The following is a 16,997-nucleotide window of genomic DNA, read 5'->3' on the forward strand; positions in this document are numbered from 1 at the left end:
ACTAGCGGAAACTCCGCCGCCAGGACCCGGGCCCGGGCTTCGGGTCCAGGCGCAGGTTCCGCCGCCGTGCCCACGCGCGGTGGGCCGGGCGGACAGGAGGCAGGGGTGCGGTCTGTGCTCCCAACCCGGCGACGACGGCGGCCAGGGCCGCGAGTTCCTCGTCCGTCGGGGAACCGGAAACCACCGAAAACAACGGCTCCGGAGCCGGTTCCGGGGCCGTGCCGTCGATGCTCACAGCGGCATGTTCCCGTGCTTCTTGGCGGGCAGGGATGCCCGCTTGTCCCGCAGCGCACGCAGGCCCCTGATCAGCTGCAGGCGGGTCTCCGAAGGGGCGATGACGGCGTCCACGTAACCGAGCTCGGCCGCCTGGTAGGGGTTGAGCAGCTCGTCTTCATACTGCTCGATGTATTGGCGCCGGACGTCCTCAACGTCCCCGCCGGCGTCGGCCGCTGCCTTGAGCGGTGCACGGTAGAGGATGTTCACCGCACCCTGGGCGCCCATCACGCCGATCTGCGCCGTGGGCCAGGCGAGGTTAATGTCCGCGCCGAGCTTCTTGGAGCCCATCACGATGTAGGCGCCGCCGTAGGCCTTGCGGGTAATGACCGTCAGCTTGGGAACCGTGGCCTCGGCGTAGGCGTAGAGGAGCTTGGCGCCGCGGCGGATGATGCCCTGGAACTCCTGGTCCTTGCCCGGCAGGAAGCCCGGCACGTCCACGAAGGTCAGGATCGGGATATTGAAGGCGTCGCAGTTGCGGACAAACCGGGCCGCTTTCTCGGAGGCGGCGATGTCCAGGGTGCCGGCAAACTGCATGGGCTGGTTGGCCACGATGCCTACGGTGTGGCCCTCCATGCGGCCGTAGCCGATGATCACGTTCGGGGCGTACAGCGCCTGCATTTCCAGGAAGTGCCCGTCGTCCAGGACGGTCTCAATGACGGTGCGGATGTCATAGGGCTGGTTCGCGGAGTCAGGGATCAGCTCATCCAGGGCCAGATCGGCGTCGGTGGTTTCCGGATCGGAGTCGAACGCGGTCAGCGGGGCTTCGGCCAGGTTGTTCGACGGAAGGAAATCGAGCAGTTCGCGCACGAACTCCACGGCGTCCTCTTCGTCGGAGGCGAGATAGGCGGATGTGCCCGTGTTGGCGTTGTGCTGCCGGGCGCCGCCGAGGGTTTCCATATCCACGTCTTCACCCGTGACCGTCTTGATGACGTCGGGTCCGGTGATGAACATGTGCGAAGTCTTGTCCACCATCACCACGTAGTCGGTGAGGGCGGGGGAGTAGGCGGCACCGCCGGCCGAGGGACCCATGATCAGTGAGATCTGGGGAACGACGCCGGAGGCGTGGACATTGTTGCGGAAGATATCGGCGAACATGGCCAGCGAGGCGACGCCTTCCTGGATGCGGGCTCCGCCGCCATCCAGGATGCCGATCACCGGGCAGCCGTTGCGCAGGGCGAATTCCTGCACCTTGACGATCTTCTCGCCGTTGACCTGGCTCAGGGAGCCGCCGTAAACACTGAAGTCCTGGCTGTAGACAGCCACGGGGCGCCCGTCGACTGTGGCGTAACCGGAAACCAGTCCGTCGCCGAGGGGCTTCTTCTTTTCCATGCCGAAAGCCGTGGAGCGGTGCACGGCGAGGGCATCGAACTCCACGAAGGATCCCGCGTCCACCAGCAGGTCGATCCGCTCGCGGGCGGTGTGCTTGCCGCGGGCGTGCTGCTTTTCCACTGCCGCCTCCCCCGAGGGCATCGCTGCCAATGCCTGCCGACGCCGGAACTCGGCAATCTTGCCGGCCGTCGTATGCAGGGACAGGTCCTGGTCGATGCTCAAAGGGGCCTCCGGGTGCTTCAGTTCAGACGCTGCCGAGCCTTCGGGGGATCCCGGGGCTGAGGCAGTGCAGGGCGTTAAGTAGGTTCCGCACAAAATGCGTGACGGTTTACCCAGTCTAGTGAGCCGCAGCAGGGGGACCGAGTGTAGAAAACCTACAATTTCGTCTCCCGCCGGTTGGTCCGGCCCATTGAGCCCCAGGTTTGGTGAACGTCACCCTGGGTTGTCCGGATCCCTGCACGTTGTCCGGATCCCCGCGGGTTGTCCCCCCGGTTTGTCCGGATCCCCCGGGTTGTCCCCCCGGTTTGTCCGGATCCCTGCGCTTTGTGACAATCCCTCCGCCGCGCGGTGCAGGGATTGCCACAAAACGCGGGGATTGCGACAAACTGCAGGGTTTCCCCTCCCGGACACGATGTTACCGGCTAGTAACATAGCAGTGAGGTGCATTACCCTGTGCCTATGAGCATCCCCAACAGCACCCCGGAAACGGCGTCCCGGTCCCTCGCCGGACGCACCATCCTGATGTCCGGCGGAAGCCGCGGCATCGGCCTCGCCATTGCCCTGCGCGCAGCAGCGGACGGCGCCAACATCGCCATGCTCGCTAAAACGGCGCAGCCGCACCCGAAGCTCGAAGGGACCGTCTACACGGCCGCCGAACAGCTGGAAGCAGCCGGCGGCAAGGCCCTGCCGATCATCGGCGACGTGCGCAGCGACGAAGACGTTGCCCGCGCCGTCGAATCCACCATCGAGCAGTTCGGCGGGATCGACATTGTCCTGAACAACGCCTCAGCCATCGACCTTTCCGGCACCGACGCCGTGTCGATGAAGAGCTATGACCTGATGGCCGACATCAACACCCGCGGCACGTTTATGCTTTCCAAGTTCTCCCTGGATGCCCTGCGCCGCTCCGGCAACGGCCACATCCTCACCCTTTCCCCGCCCCTGAACCTGGATCCCAAGTGGGCCGGCGGCTACCTGGCGTACACCATGGCCAAGTACGGCATGTCCCTCACGACGCTCGGCCTGGCCGAGGAACTGAAGAACGACGGCGTGTCCGTGAACTCGCTCTGGCCGGTGACCGGGATTAACACCGCGGCCATCCGCAACATGCCCGGGGGAGACAAGCTCGCCGCGGCCTCCCGCAGCGCGGACATCATGGCGGACGCGGCGCACGCGGTCCTCACCCGTCCCAGCGGCCAGTCCACCGGCAACTTCTATACGGATGAGGAAGTGCTGCGGGAGGAAGGGATCACGGATTTCAGCCGCTATGCACCCGGCGTGCCCGCGGACAAGCTGATGCCGGACTTCTTCCTCTAACCTGCGCTGCCGGGCCGTGCGCGAAGGGAATGTCAGGGCGCCCGCGTAAGATCGGAAGAATGCAACTGCACTACTCCAGCATGGAAAGACCTGCCCTGGACCCCGGCCGCCTGAGGGCGGCGCTGGTGGCACCCAACGGTCCCTTCGCTGCGCTGGAAGTGGTGGAGGAGACCGGATCCACCAATACGGATCTGGCAGATGCTGCACGGCTGCGCCCCTGGGAGGTTGCGGACCTAACTGTCCTGACCGCCGAACTGCAGACGGCAGGCCGCGGCCGGATGGACCGCAGCTGGGTGGCTCCGGTGCGTTCCTCGCTGTTCGTGAGCGTGCTGCTGCGTCCGGTGAACCCGTCCGGGCGGCCCCTGCCCACAACCTCCTACGGCTGGCTGTCGCTGCTGGCCGCCCTGGCCATGGCCGAAAGCGTGGCCGCGCGCACCGGCGTCGAGGCCCGGTTGAAATGGCCGAACGATGTCATGGTGGACGGGCGGAAACTCGCCGGTGTGCTGGCCCAGTTGGTTCCGGCGTCCGACGGCGGCCCGCCGGCCGTGGTGGTCGGCGTCGGCCTGAACGTGAGCCTCACGGACGAGGACCTGCCCGTCCCCACCGCCACCAGCCTGTTGATGGAATATGCCTCCACTACGGACCGGAACATCCTCCTGCAGGATTACCTGTTGGCGTTGGCCGCCCGGTACCGGGCGTTCTGCTCGGTGGACGGCGACCCGGAAGCCGTGCCTGCCGGATCCCGGGAATCCCTGCGGGACGAGGTGGCGGCACGCCTGGGCACCCTGGGCCGGGGTGTGAGTGCGCAGCTGCCCGGCGGAAACGTCCTTACCGGACGTGCCGTTGCCCTGGCACCGACGGGAGCGCTGGTGATTGTCGACGACGCCGGCGCCACGCATACCGTCAGCGCCGCCGACGTCGTACACCTGCGCCCCGAGCAGCCGTGAGGGCCCAATCCATCCGCCTGCCGGGAGGCGCCCCGTGCGCCTGAAGCTCTCTCCCGGCGAGCACATCATCGCCGCAGGCCGCCCGCACGCCCGTTCCCTGTGGAAACCGCTGGTGTTCGCTGGAATCACCGGAGCCCTCGCCGGTTACGCCCTGGGATGGCTGGGCCGTGACTCGCTGCCCGGACAGCTGGCCGAATTCAGCCCCTACCTCCAGCCGGCGGTCGTGGTGCTGGCTGTGCTGCTGCTGGCCCGCTACGCCGTTCCGCCCGTGCTGCGCTGGCTGGCCGGGCGCATCATCCTCACCGACCGGAGGCTGATCCAGCGGCAGGGAGTGCTGATGCGCCGCGAGCACGAGATTGCCCTTGCCGCCATCTACCAGCTGGAAATCCGGCAGTCCGTGACGGACCGGATGCAGCGCAGCGGGACCCTCATCCTCGACCTCGGACACGGGCGGATCATGCAGTATCCGGCGGTGCCGGAGGTGCACCGTTTCCGCTCCATTGTGGTCTCCGCCATTGGTCAGCTGCCGCTGACTGCCATGTTCGATGGTGTAGATATGGAAACGGATGGGGAATACGACTACGAAGGGAGGGACGATGACTGATACCGGCCACGGCGAGCTCGGTCCCGCAAGCCACCCCGAACCCATGACCCCGCCAGTGCAGCCCGTTCCGGTACCTCGTCCCGACTACTCCCTGGCCAGCACCGGCACCGAGATTGACCGGGAGGATGTGCGCAGGCTGGAGGCGCAGCTGCTCGGCGGACCGCGTACGCTTCGCCGCCGCGAAGCCGCCGCCGAAGCGGGCGTCTCCCTGCTTTCCGCCCGCAAGCTCTGGCGGGCCATGGGTTTCCCCAACCTCGACGACGACGCCGTCTTCTTCACCGAACAGGACCGCGAGGCCCTGACCACCGTGATCGAACTGGTACGGGACGAGCAGCTCACCGAGGAAGCAGCTATCTCCATCATGCGGTCCATCGGCCAGATGACGGACCGGATGGTGGTCTGGCAGGTCGAAGCGCTGGTGGAGGAAATGGTGGTCCGCCGCGGAATCACCGACGCAGAGGCCCGCAAGCGGCTTGTCGAGGCACTTCCCGACCTCATTGAGCCGCTCGAGAAGACCCTTGTCTACGCCTGGAAACGCCAGCTCAACGCGGCCATCCAGCGCCTGGCCCTGCGTGCGGAGGCCGGCCTGGCAAGCCACGACGACGCCGCCTCCGATGACGCGCCGCTGCCCTTGGCGCGAGCGGTTGGTTTTGCCGACCTCGTCTCCTACACCAGCCTTTCCCGGCAGATGAACGAGAAGACCCTGGCCCAGATGGTGCAGCGTTTCGAGCACAAGTGCGCAGAGATCATTTCGGTGGGCGGCGGACGGCTGGTGAAGACCATCGGTGACGAGGTCCTCTTCAATGCGGAGACACCGGAGGCCGGGGCGGAGATCTCACTTGCGCTGGCGAAGGCGTTTACCGAGGACGATCTGCTGCCCTCTGCCCGGGTGTCCCTGGTCTGGGGCAGGGTGCTCTCACGGCTGGGCGATATCTACGGGCCCACCGTCAACCTCGCTTCCCGGCTCACCTCCCTGGCCGAACCAGGCACTGTCCTTACCGATGCCTCCACGGCTGCGGCGCTGAAGGACAACCCCAAGTTCGTGCTCATCCCGCACCAGCCGCGCAACGTGCGCGGGTTCGGCGAAATCCATCCGGTGACCCTGGCCCGGGGGACCGGGTCCGGCCTGGTGCTGGACTAGCGGCACCTCCTGCCTGGCTTGCCCTCCGCGGCTACTCGTGACGAGGCTCACCCCCTCCTGAGATGTGTGCAACACTATGCGGTGGAACTGCTGTGCCCGCCGCGTTGTCCGCGGCACTGCCTCGGTTTCGGTGCAGGTTCATAACCAGGGGGAAACATCGTGGCAGTGCGTGGGGGAAAAGCACGTCTACTCACCCGTAGGCGGCGGAAGGCGGTCTCGGTAGGGTCGGCTGTCGCCGTCACCACGGCGCTGGTCACCGGAGCCTTGCTATATCCCGGCTTCGCCAGCGCCGATGTGGACCTGAACGACGGCGGCGTCTGGGTCACCAACCGGACCCAGGGCATGGTCGGCCACCTGAACTACCCCTCCAAGCTCCTGGACGGCGGCTACACCGCCAACAGCGACAATTTTGACGTCCTGCAGAACGCAGGCACCGTCTACAACCTCAACACCGACCAGTCCAAGATCAGCCCCGTGGACGTGGCCAACGTTGTCCGCGGCGCGGAAGTCCAGCTTCCCGGAACGGCCGCTTTCTCCTTCGGCACTGAGACCGCGGCGGTCACCGACCCGGCACAGGGCAGGGTCTGGATTACCCCCGTCAGCGAGATGGGATTCTTCAGCGACGGGGAAAACGAGCCCGTACTGGAAGGCAACCCCGGGGTGCTTGCCGCGGTTTCCGCCAGCGACCAAGTGGTTGTTGCAGCACCGGAAGACGGCATGCTCTACACCTTCGAGAAGGATGAAGACGGCGGTTACGGTGAACCCGAGGGGCAGGAGGCCCCGGCGCTGAAGGACTTCAAGGACGCGCAGATAGCCGCGGTCGGGAATCAGGCCGTGGTCCTAAACACGGAGACTGAGACGCTGCTGCTACCCAACGGTGAAACGGTCGGCATTCCGGACTCCAAGAACGCGAAACTCCAGCAGAGCGGGCCGGCGAGCGACTTCGTGGCCATAGCCACGGAGGAAGCCCTTATCCTGCAGCCGCTCGACGGCGGAGATCCGGAAGTCACGGACATCGACGCCGGCGGCGGGGCTGCCGCACCGGTGAAGCTGGGAGACTGCGTATACGCCGCCTGGGCGGGAGCCGGAACCCACCTGCGGAACTGCGGCAACGATGCCGAGGACGCCCGCGAAGACATCCCCGACCTCACCGCGTCCTCCGAGCTGGTCTTCCGGGTCAACCGGGACGTGGTGGTACTCAACGATGTCAACGGCGGTGACGTCTGGCTGGTGCTCGAAAACATGCAGCTGGTGGATAACTGGGGAGACATCATTCCGCCCCAGCAGGATTCGAGCGACGACGAGGAAGAGTCAGCCAGCGAAAACCCGGTGAACACCCTTCCCGACCGCACCACGGAAAACCGGCCCCCCTCGGCAGCCGATGACCAGGTTGGTGCCCGTGCAGGGCGCACAACGATCCTCCAGGTGCTCGAGAACGACAGCGATCCCGACGGCGACCTCCTGACGGCTTCGGTTGTCGGCGACATGCCGCGGGTGGGTTCCGTGGAACCGATTTACAACGGTGCCGCGTTGCAGATCGTGGTTCCGGGCAATACCGCGGGCGGCACCGGTACCTTCACTTATGAGGTCAGCGACGGACGCGGCGGCACTGACACTGCCACGGTGACAGTGAATGTGGCGGGACCGGGCGAAAACACGCCTCCGGAGCAGCGGCGGAAGACGAAGATCCTGCTCGAACAGGGAAAATCGGTCAGCCAGAACATCCTTAATGACTGGAAGGACGCAGACGGAGACGACCTGGTGCTGGTCAGCGCCGAGCCCACCGAAGACGGGGACCAGATCCGTCCCAGCTCCGACGGCCTGCTGGACTTCCGGGACGTCGGAAAGACACAGGGGATCAAGGAAGTTTCCGTCACAGTCTCCGACGGCACGGACGAGGTCGAGGGCACGGTGACCTACGACGTCCGGCCCGGAGGGGTCCTTCCTCCGGTTGCCAATTTTGACCACGTCACCACCACTGTCGACCAGCCGGTGCAGATGTTTCCGCTGAAGAATGACCTGGACCCGGCCGGGGGACAACTGGCCCTGGCCAAGGCCGAGGGTGAAAACGGCGTGGTGGTCACGCCCGATTACCAGACCGGCTCCATCGGTTTCACGCCCACGGAAGCCGGGACCTATTACATCGAATACCTGGTGACCAACGGTCCGCAGAGTGCCAACGGCCTCATTCGTGTGGACGTCAATGCTTCCGGCCGCGGCGGTGTGCCCGTTGCCGTGCGTGACGTCGCCCTGCTGCCCCGCGACGGGAACGTCCTGGTGGATGTGCTGGCCAATGACACCGATCCCGCCGGCGGAATCCTGGTGGTGCAGTCCATCAGGGCTGCAGATGCCTCGCCTGACTCGCCGGTTAATGTCGCCGTCCTGGACCGTAACCTGCTGCAGATCCACGATGTACGGGGACTCAACCAGCAAATGGTATTGGAGTATTCCGTTTCCAACGGCACAGCGTCGAAAACGGGGGAAGTCAACATCATCCCCGTTGAGCCGCCGGCAACTCTGCTGCCGCCCACGGCCGGGGCCGACGAGGCAGTAGTCCGGGTAGGGGACGTGGTGACCATTCCGGTCCTCAACAACGACTCCTCTCCCACGGGCGGAAAGCTGGCGCTGAACCCGGTACTGCCGCAGGCAGTTGACCCTGCGGACGGACAGATGTTCGTCTCGGACGACAAGCTGCGGTTCGTCGCCGGACCGAATGCGAAGACCGTCTACGCCATCTACGAAGTCACCGATGACACGGGACAGAAAAACTCCGCCCAGGTGCGCATCAACATCCGCCCCCGTGACGACGAGAAAAACACCCCGCCGGTTCCCTTGAACGTCGAGGGACGAGTGGTCGCCGGAACCACGGTCCGCATTCCGATTCCGTTGGACGGACTGGACGCGGACGGGGATTCAGTGGTGCTCAACGGGATCGGCAGCGCCCCCACCAAGGGCGCCGCCCTGGCGGGTCCGAACTTCATCGACTACACCGCGCTGTCGCAGGCCGCCGGCACGGACTCATTCACGTACACCGTCCGGGACCGGTTGGGACTGGAAAACACCGGAACTGTTCAGGTGGGAATCGCTCCCGCCGCCCAGGCCAACCAAAAACCAGTAGCGGTTGAGGACGCAGTCACTCTGCGCCCGGGACGCGCCCATGCCGTTCCCGTGCTGCGCAACGACTCCGATCCTGACGGCGACCCGATTTCGCTGAACTCATCGATGGTCTCCGGCAGCGATCCAGCGCTCGAAACCCGGTCGGACCTTTCCCAGATCCTCCTGAAGTCACCGAAGACACCGGGTACGTACGGTGTCAGCTACGGAGTCCAGGACAACCGCGGGGCCGCGACCACGGGCAACGTCACCGTGATTGTTGATGAGAACGCTCCGCTGCTGCCCCCGGTTTCGCGCGATGACCTGGTGGACGCGTCTGAAACACGGGACAAGACCTTTGTGGAAGTTCCGGTACTGGAAAACGACGAGGATCCGGACGGACTCGCCAGCGACATGTCCGTGGAAATCCTCGGGGACCGACCCACCGCGTCAGTTTCCGATGGAACCGTGCGGGTGGACCTGACCGACGAAGCGCAGATCATCCCCTACACCGCACGGGATGAAGACGGCGGCACTTCCAGCGCCATCATCTGGGTACCGGGGCTCAGCACGCAGTACCCGATGCTGCGGGAGGCCGAGCCTTTGGAAGTCCAGGCTGGAAGCACCCTGGACCTGAACCTGAAATCCCTCGTAGTGGTGCGGGACGGCCGCACCCCCCGGATTACCGATGCCGAGTCCGTACGGGCCATTGGCACCAAGGACGGGGGAGCACGCATCATGGGCACCTCCACTCTGCGCTATGCACCCCACCCGGACTATTCCGGCCTCGGCTCAGTGACCTTTGAGGTTACGGACGGAGCAGGCCCCGAAGACCCGGACGGACTGAAGGCCACGCTGACGGTGCTGGTAAACGTCATCCCCCTGCCCGAACAGAATTATCCGCCCACTATCAGTTCGGGATCCTTGGAAGTAGCCAAGGGTGAACCGGTCAAGATCCTGGACCTTGCCGGGCTTGCTTCGGACCCCAACCCCGAGGATGCGGACCGTCTCCGGTTCAAGCTGACTGCCGGCGTTCCCACCGGCTTCGAAGGTGAACTCGATGGCAGCGAACTGAGGATCGCCGCGAGCGATGACGCAGCCGTCGGGGCCACTGCAGAGATCTGGGTGTCCGTGACGGACGGGCGCGGCGAACCCGTGGTGGGGCGAGTGGACCTCACAGTTGTGGCTTCGATGCGCTCCCTCCCGGTGGCCAATGACGATGCTGTTCCGGACGCGGTCCAGGGCCGCGAGGTGACAGTGCCGGTATTGGAGAACGACTTCAATCCGTTTGAGGATAAGCCGCTTGAGCTCGTGGACGTCAGGGCCGACGGCAACGGCACTGCCGTTATCCAGGGTTCCAACGTAGTGGTGACGCCGGGGGCGGAGTTCGTGGGCAGTATGGGGGTCCAGTACACGGTGCGGGACCGCACCGGTGAACTGAGCCGCCAGGCCGTGGGCCAAATCCGCCTGACCGTCCAGGGCAAGCCTGCTGCCCCCTCGACACCCATTGTCGAGTCCACCCGCAGCCGCACGGTTGTTCTGACTTGGAGCCCGCCCGCGGCCAACGGTTCACCGATCACCGGCTACACCGTCACCGCGGCCAACGGCTTTAGCCAGGCCTGCCCGGCAACGACCTGTACGCTAAACGGGCTCACCAACAACGTGGAGTACGTCTTCCGGGTGACGGCGACCAACGCCCATGGAACATCCGCGCCGTCGCCGACCTCCGCCGTCGCCCGTCCCGACACCCAGCCTGAGCGTCCTGCGCCCCCTACCTTGGAAGAGGGAGACCGGGAACTGACCGTCAGCTGGATACCGCCGGCCAATGACGGCTCACCCATCACGGGATACGAGCTGCAAATCTCGCCCGCGCCGCCCAACGGCGTTGTGCAGAAATCGGCACCCGCTGCAGGCGGCAAGCTGGTGTGGACCGGATTGGAGAACGGTACCAGCTACCGCGTGCGGGTCCAGGCCCGAAACTCGGCGCCTGAACCGTCCGAGTTCAGCGAATACTCGGTGCCGGAATTCCCCAACGGCCTGCCCGGCGCTCCGCCTGCTCCCACCACGGAGAGTGCCCTTCCGCTGGGCAGGGAAACCCAGATCACCGTGAAATGGAGCGAGGCACCCAGCAACGGCGCACCCGTCCTCGAGTATCGGGTGCACGAGTACCACGGCGAGTCCGTCAGCAGGACCATGGAAAGCGGAAACCAAGTGCCGGAAATGACCGTGAGGGTGGGGAACTCGGAGTTGGACTACTCCTACGCCATCCAGGCACGCAACCGGAGCGGCTGGGGTGAAATCGGTCCGCGGTCCGCGCCGCGGCGTGCCATGGGCGCCCCCGATGCTCCGCCCGCGCCGAAACTGGAGCCGGCAAACACCGGGGGCCCCGGCCGCGCAGTGAAGATTACATTCGCGCCCCTGTCCGCCGCGGCACGGAACGGCGCGAGCGAACAGGAAGTTACCTACACCGCCAAGTTCTACAGTGACGGAGCTGAAATCCAAACCCGATCGGTCCGCAGCGGGGACGTGGTGGACGGATTGGTGAACGGGAAAACCATCACCGCTGTCCTGTCAGCTTCCGTGGTGGTGGACGGATCAACCTATCCGAGCCCAGCAGGAAGCTCTTCCCTCGGCGTAGTTGCGCACGGTGCACCGGGCACACCCTTGGTCACGAAATCGGACGGGGACAGCTTCAAACCGGGCGCATCTGCAACATGGACCCCGCCCGACCATAACCAGTTCGACGTCGCCAAGCTGGAGATCAGGGTTGACGATGCAGCCGAGTGGAAGCCCGTCGACGGCAACAAAATCACCATCGACACCGACAGGGGAGTGGCGCACACGGTGCGGGTGCGGTCCGTCAACTCGGCTAATGCTCCAGGCCCCGAGAGCAGTGTGGTCATGACCACCGGGCCGAAGGTCGACAAGTGGACGATCGGTGGAGGGCACCACCTACCGCCAAACGACAAGGCATGTATGTCGTCGTTCGCCGGATACGTCGGGACCGGCAAGACCTGCGTCGGCGACCACTGGTTCTGGTACGAAGACACCATCGATGCGAACTGCTACGGCATTGCGTACAACGGTGACGTGTGGTACCGCCAGGACACCGGCAGCAGGCCAAGCAACAACGGGTACTTCGTCAACGCAATGCACACCAATATCGGTATCGACCGGCCCGTGGATATGCCGCGCTGTTAGACATGCTGCGCTGTGGGATCTCATAACAAGAACGACTGGAGATATAAGAAGATGGCAATGACTGAAGAACAGGCAGCCTGGTTCGCGGAGACCTTTGAACGGCTCACAGCGAACGTCGGTGAAGCGGTGCTGGGCAAGAAGGACGTTGTCCGGCTGGTACTGACCGCAATGCTGGCTGAAGGCCATGTGCTGCTTGAAGACGCCCCCGGGACCGGCAAGACCATGCTGGCCCGTTCACTGGCGGCCACGGTGCAGGGATCCAACTCCCGCATCCAGTTCACCCCGGACCTGCTGCCCTCCGACGTCACCGGCATCACCATCTATGACCAGAAGCAGCAGCTTTTCGAATTCCACCGCGGGCCCATCTTCGCGAACATCGTGCTTGCGGATGAAATCAACCGCGCTTCGCCCAAGACGCAGTCCGCGTTGCTGGAGGTGATGGAGGAATCCCGGGTCACTGTGGACGGGGAGACCTACACCCAGGACCGTCCGTTCATGGTGATCGCCACCCAGAACCCGATTGAGCAGGCGGGTACCTACCGGCTTCCCGAAGCCCAGCTGGACCGCTTCCTCATCAAGACCTCCATCGGCTATCCGGACCACGAGGCAACCCTGGAACTGCTCTCCGGTTCCTCCACCAGAGACCGCTCGGCGGCCCTCACTCCGGTGATTACGACGTCGGCGGTCCGGGACATGGCCGAGCTGGGCACCACGGTGCATGTGGAACCGGCGGTGCTGGAGTACATCTCGCACCTCGTGTCAGCCACCCGTACGGCAACCGAAACACGTCTTGGTGTCAGCGTCCGCGGGGCCCTGGCCATGGTTCGGGTCGCAAAGATCCGGGCAGCGTCGGAGGGGCGGAACTATGTCCTGCCCGACGACGTCAAGGCGCTGGCGCCGGCTGTCTGGACCCACCGGCTGGTCATGGACCCGGAAGCCGAGTTTGCCGGAGCCAGCCCGGAAGCCGTTCTGCTGTCAGTGCTCGCCGACGTGGCTGCACCCCAGCAGCGGGCACAGGCGCAGGCCTAGGGACGACCATGCCAAAGTTTCCCGGGCGCACCGGCCGCTGGAGCCGGCGCGCCGCAGTCAGCCTGCGCCGGCGCGTCCTGCGGCTGCGTCGTGCATTCCTCCGCTCCGCTTACTGGCGGGCCGCAGCACCCAAACTGGCACCGGCCGCCCGGCGCCTGGCTCCGGTGCTGGAACGGACGGGAGCCGGACTTGGCTCGGCGGGACACCGCCTGCGGGCCGCCATGGCAGCTGTCAGCCCGCTGGGCTGGCTGGCCGTGGGGCTCACCTTCGTTCTTGTTCTCCTCGGCACGGTGTTCAACTGGCAGGAGGCGCTGGTTGCCGCCGTCGGCTCCGGTGTCCTGCTGGTGCTGGGAACGGCGTTCGTCGTCGGCCGGCTCTCCTATGACGTGGCACTGGACCTGGCCCGCACCCGGGTTGCCGTCGGCGATGCCGCGGTAGGCAGCCTCAGCATCACGAGCACGGCCGCGCGGTCGATGCTTCCGGTGACCTTTGAGCTTCCGGTGGGCGGAGCCGTCGCCGCGTTCGACCTGCCCCGCATGCGTCCGGGACAGACACATGAGGAACTCTTCAGTATCCCTACGCGCCGGCGAGCCGTCATTGGCGTGGGCCCCGTGGAGTCCGTGCGCCAGGATCCGCTGCGGCTGATGGGCAGGCGGCTCATCTGGGCCGATGCCGTGGACCTGTACGTGCATCCCCGCACCGTGTCCCTGAGCGGTTCCACCACGGGATTCATCCGGGACCTGGAAGGCGAGCCCACAACGGACCTGTCCAGTTCGGATGTGGCCTTCCATGCCCTCAGGGCCTATGTTCCCGGTGATGACCGCCGGCACATCCACTGGAAGACCACCGCGCGGACGGGCACCCTGATGGTCCGCCAGTTTGAAGAAACCCGGCGTTCCCACGTGGCGGTCGCACTGTCTTTGAGCAGCGCCGAGTACGCCTCCGAGGAGGACCTGGAACTGGCGGTTTCGGTTGCGGGTTCACTGGGAGTCCAGGCGTTCCGCGAACAGCTGGCATTGTCGGTACTGACCCAGGACGGGCCGCTGCGCTGCGTGACTGCCGGTGCCATGCTGGACGGCCTCACCGTGGCAGAGGGCCAGACACGCACCTCCGGGATCGTCGACCTCGCCCGGATCACGGCGGACGCCGTGCCCAACGCCTCCGTCGTGTTCCTTGTTACGGGTACCGAACCCAACGGCGCCGCGCTGCGGTCCGCCTCGATGAAGGTTCCGCCGGGCATCCGCTGCATTGCGCTGCGCTGCGGGACGGGCATGGAACCGGCTTTGGCCGCCATAGGTGAGCTCGCGGTGCTGGACATCGGGGATCTCGATAGCCTCCCCGGCGTGCTGCGGAAGGCGGTCGCGTGAGTACGCACGTGACCGGCCCGGGTTTGGCAGCCCTGTTGCCCCGGCTGGCTGACTGGGCGCTCCTCACGGCAGTGTTGACCCTCGGGATCCTGGGCTTCGGACCCACCTTCGGCTGGGATATGCGGTTCCTGGTAGCCGGGATCGGCGGCATCGTGCTGGGGCTGGGCCTGGCCGAAGCATCCGCTCGCCTGCGCTGGGGATTCTGGGCCACCGCGGGCGCTGCGGCAGGCACCTATGTGCTGTTGGGCAGCGCATTCGCGGCACCGCTCGAAGCCATCGCCGGCATCGTTCCCTCGTTCGCTTCCGTCCGGGTGCTGGTCCTGGGCATCGTTTTTGCGTGGAAAGACCTGCTGACCATCGCGCCGCCCGTCGGTCTTGCGGCGGGCATGCTGGTGGTGCCGTTCCTGCTTGGCCTGGTCGGCGGACTGGTGGCCGGGCTCCTCGCCTGGCGTGCCCGGCGCCCCTACTGGGTGTTGGCCCCTGTCGTGGCAGTGTTCGTCGCAGGCATTGCCCTCGGCACGGACGAGGCGCCGCTGCCCGGCATCCGCGGGGCCGTGCTGATTGCCCTGACGATGCCTTGGCTGGCCTACCGGCGGGAGCTGGGCCGGGGCACGGTCGAAACCATTACCCTGCAGGGCAGCTCCCCGGCTGCCGGGGCGGGGGAAACGACCAGGCGAAAACTCCGCAGCGCGTCCGGGCAGCCGTCCGCTGCCGCCCGGTCCGCCCGCACCCGGCGGCTCGGTTTCGGGGCAGCCGTGCTTGCCGTAGCGCTCGCTTCGTCCCTCGGCGCGGCTCCGCTGCTGGACCAGGGCGCCGACCGCCAGGTGCTGCGCGACGTCGTCGAGCCGCCCGTGGACCTCTTCGACTATCCCAGCCCGCTCACGGACTTCCGGCGGTATGTGAAGGACGAATCGGACACCACGCTCTTCACAGTGGAAGGACTGCCCGAGGGCCAGCGCATCCGCCTGGCCGCCCTGGACGCCTACGACGGCGTGGTCTACACCGTGGACCCGGGCAGCAACGGGAACTTCACCCGCGTGGGTGACGCACGCTCGGACCTGGCACAGGCAGCCGACGAGGAGGGCACCAAGGCGAACCTGAAGTTCACCGTTGGTGAGTACGGCGGCGCCTGGGTCCCGGCAGGCGGGCAGGCGACGGGCTTCAAGGTAACGGGTGAACGTGCCGCGGACCTTGCCGCCGGCCTCTACTACAGCGAAGCCTCCGGCACCGCGTTGACGGTGGCGCAGCTGCAGCCGGGGGATACCTATGAGGCCAGCGTCCTTTTCCCCGAAGAGCCCGACGACGCCCAGTTGGCCAAGTACCGCTTCTCCTCCACCCAGCTTCCCCGGGTCTACAACGATCCGCCGATCCTGGGCTCGAAGGCGGCGGATTACGTCGGTGAGGAGTCCCGCCCGGTCCAGCGCGTGCGCCGCCTGCAGCAGATCCTTGCCTCGGAGGGCTTCTTCAGCAACGGCAAGGAGGGGGAGACCCCCTCGCTGCCCGGACACGGAGCCGCGCGGATGCTGCGGCTGATGGACGCGGACCAGATGGTCGGCGACGACGAGCAGTATGCCGTCGCGATGGCGTTGATGGCACGAAAGCTGGGCATTCCGGCTCGCGTGGTTATGGGCTTCTATCCGGATTGGGACGAAGTGAAGGATCCGTCGGCGCCGCTGGAAATCACCGGTGACGACGTCCACGCCTGGGTTGAGGTGGAGTTCGAACACGTGGGCTGGGTGCCCTTCTTCCCCACTCCGGATGAGGATAACGAACCGGTGCCGCCGCAGCAGCAACCGAAGTCCACGCCGAAACCCCAGGTCCTGCAGCCGCCGCCTCCGCCGCAGGAACCGGCCGAGCTGCCTCCGGACACGGAGGCCGAGGCCCAGGACCCCGAGGAGCAGGAAGACGATTTCTGGGTTACGTTCCGCTACTGGCTGCGCCTTGTTGCCCTGGCCTCGCTGCCGCTTGTCATCCTGCTGGGACCGTTGTTGCTGATCCTGTTGGTCAAGGTCCGACGGCGGCGCTCCCGGCGGACGTCCGGCTCACCCTCCAGGCGGGTCGGCGGCGGTTGGAAGGAAGTGGTGAGCCTGGCGACCGACCTGGGCAGCCGCCCGCCCAGCCGCGCGACCCGGCGCGAACATGCAGCCCTCCTGCAGCATGCATTCCCGGTCGCGGCGGATTCGACCGCTGTCCTGGCCCGGCGCGCCGACGCCGGTATCTTCGGCCCGGGTGAACCTTCCGAGGCTGAGGTCGAAGAGTACTGGAAGCAGGTCGAGGAGCATCTGGGCAGGCTGGCAGGATCAGTGGGTTTCTGGCGGCGCCAGCGGGCCCGCTATTCACCGCGCTCCTTGCTGCTCGACGCGAGGATGTGGACCCGCCGCCTCACGCCGGACCGCTGGGCGCTGCCGTCGGCTAGGGTAAGCAGGAGAACTCGTAAGCCAGATCACTTTAGTGAACCTTCCGGATAGGGCGTG

At 66.2% G+C, this 16,997-nt stretch carries 10 protein-coding genes; 8 read left to right on the forward strand and 2 right to left on the reverse strand.

Annotated features, from left to right (window positions below; genetic code table 11):
• Nucleotide 1 precedes the first annotated feature (1 nt).
• Both NNX38_RS14395 and NNX38_RS14400 read right to left on the reverse strand, forming a co-directional pair.
• Entirely contained in the window at nucleotides 2-235 is a 234-nt protein-coding gene (locus tag NNX38_RS14395; RefSeq protein WP_255798616.1) for an acyl-CoA carboxylase epsilon subunit, read from the reverse strand.
• Nucleotides 232-1,821, reverse strand: a complete 1,590-nt coding sequence (locus NNX38_RS14400) for an acyl-CoA carboxylase subunit beta (RefSeq protein WP_255798667.1) — start codon at nucleotides 1,819-1,821, stop codon at nucleotides 232-234. The genes NNX38_RS14395 and NNX38_RS14400 overlap by 4 nt, the downstream gene beginning before the upstream one ends.
• 462 nt (nucleotides 1,822-2,283) lie before the next feature.
• Between NNX38_RS14400 and NNX38_RS14405 the strand changes: the two genes are divergently transcribed.
• The 8 genes from NNX38_RS14405 (at nucleotide 2,284) to NNX38_RS14440 (ending at nucleotide 16,991) form a co-directional block, all read left to right on the forward strand.
• Entirely contained in the window at nucleotides 2,284-3,141 is an 858-nt protein-coding gene (locus NNX38_RS14405) for an NAD(P)-dependent oxidoreductase (protein WP_255798617.1), read from the forward strand.
• Nucleotides 3,142-3,200: 59 nt separating this feature from the next.
• Nucleotides 3,201-4,088 carry a biotin--[acetyl-CoA-carboxylase] ligase gene (locus NNX38_RS14410; RefSeq protein WP_255798618.1) on the forward strand — a complete coding sequence of 296 codons (888 nt, stop codon included), beginning with the start codon at nucleotides 3,201-3,203 and terminating at the stop codon, nucleotides 4,086-4,088.
• Nucleotides 4,089-4,122: 34 nt separating this feature from the next.
• Entirely contained in the window at nucleotides 4,123-4,692 is a 570-nt protein-coding gene (locus NNX38_RS14415) for a PH domain-containing protein (RefSeq protein ID WP_255798619.1), read from the forward strand.
• Nucleotides 4,685-5,833 carry an adenylate/guanylate cyclase domain-containing protein gene (locus tag NNX38_RS14420; protein WP_229952391.1) on the forward strand — a complete coding sequence of 383 codons (1,149 nt, stop codon included), beginning with the start codon at nucleotides 4,685-4,687 and terminating at the stop codon, nucleotides 5,831-5,833. Before NNX38_RS14415 ends, NNX38_RS14420 begins: the two co-directional genes overlap by 8 nt.
• Nucleotides 5,834-5,992: 159 nt before the next feature.
• Nucleotides 5,993-12,127, forward strand: coding sequence for an Ig-like domain-containing protein (locus tag NNX38_RS14425; protein ID WP_255798620.1), 6,135 nt, complete (start codon nucleotides 5,993-5,995; stop codon nucleotides 12,125-12,127).
• A gap of 51 nt (nucleotides 12,128-12,178) precedes the next feature.
• Complete coding sequence (locus NNX38_RS14430; RefSeq protein WP_255798621.1) at nucleotides 12,179-13,156, forward strand: MoxR family ATPase; 978 nt, start codon at nucleotides 12,179-12,181, stop codon at nucleotides 13,154-13,156.
• An 8-nt stretch (nucleotides 13,157-13,164) separates the two neighbouring features.
• Entirely contained in the window at nucleotides 13,165-14,523 is a 1,359-nt protein-coding gene (locus tag NNX38_RS14435; protein WP_255798622.1) for a DUF58 domain-containing protein, read from the forward strand.
• Nucleotides 14,520-16,991 (forward strand): transglutaminaseTgpA domain-containing protein, encoded by a 2,472-nt coding sequence (locus NNX38_RS14440; RefSeq protein WP_255798623.1) that lies wholly within the window; start codon nucleotides 14,520-14,522, stop codon nucleotides 16,989-16,991. The genes NNX38_RS14435 and NNX38_RS14440 overlap by 4 nt, the downstream gene beginning before the upstream one ends.
• Nucleotides 16,992-16,997: the final 6 nt, after the last annotated feature.

Origin of the sequence: Arthrobacter sp. zg-Y238, from assembly GCF_024385525.1 — a bacterium.
GTDB classification, from domain to species: domain Bacteria; phylum Actinomycetota; class Actinomycetes; order Actinomycetales; family Micrococcaceae; genus Arthrobacter_B; species Arthrobacter_B jinronghuae.

What these genes read in the sequence shown, in the direction of transcription:
- NNX38_RS14430 (WP_255798621.1), top strand. Translation starts at nt 12,179, where the DNA reads ATGGCAATGACTGAAGAACAGGCAGCCTGGTTCGCGGAGACCTTTGAA.
- NNX38_RS14405 (WP_255798617.1), top strand. Translation starts at nt 2,284, where the DNA reads ATGAGCATCCCCAACAGCACCCCGGAAACGGCGTCCCGGTCCCTCGCC.
- NNX38_RS14435 (WP_255798622.1), top strand. Translation starts at nt 13,165, where the DNA reads ATGCCAAAGTTTCCCGGGCGCACCGGCCGCTGGAGCCGGCGCGCCGCA.
- NNX38_RS14420 (WP_229952391.1), top strand. Translation starts at nt 4,685, where the DNA reads ATGACTGATACCGGCCACGGCGAGCTCGGTCCCGCAAGCCACCCCGAA.
- NNX38_RS14410 (WP_255798618.1), top strand. Translation starts at nt 3,201, where the DNA reads ATGCAACTGCACTACTCCAGCATGGAAAGACCTGCCCTGGACCCCGGC.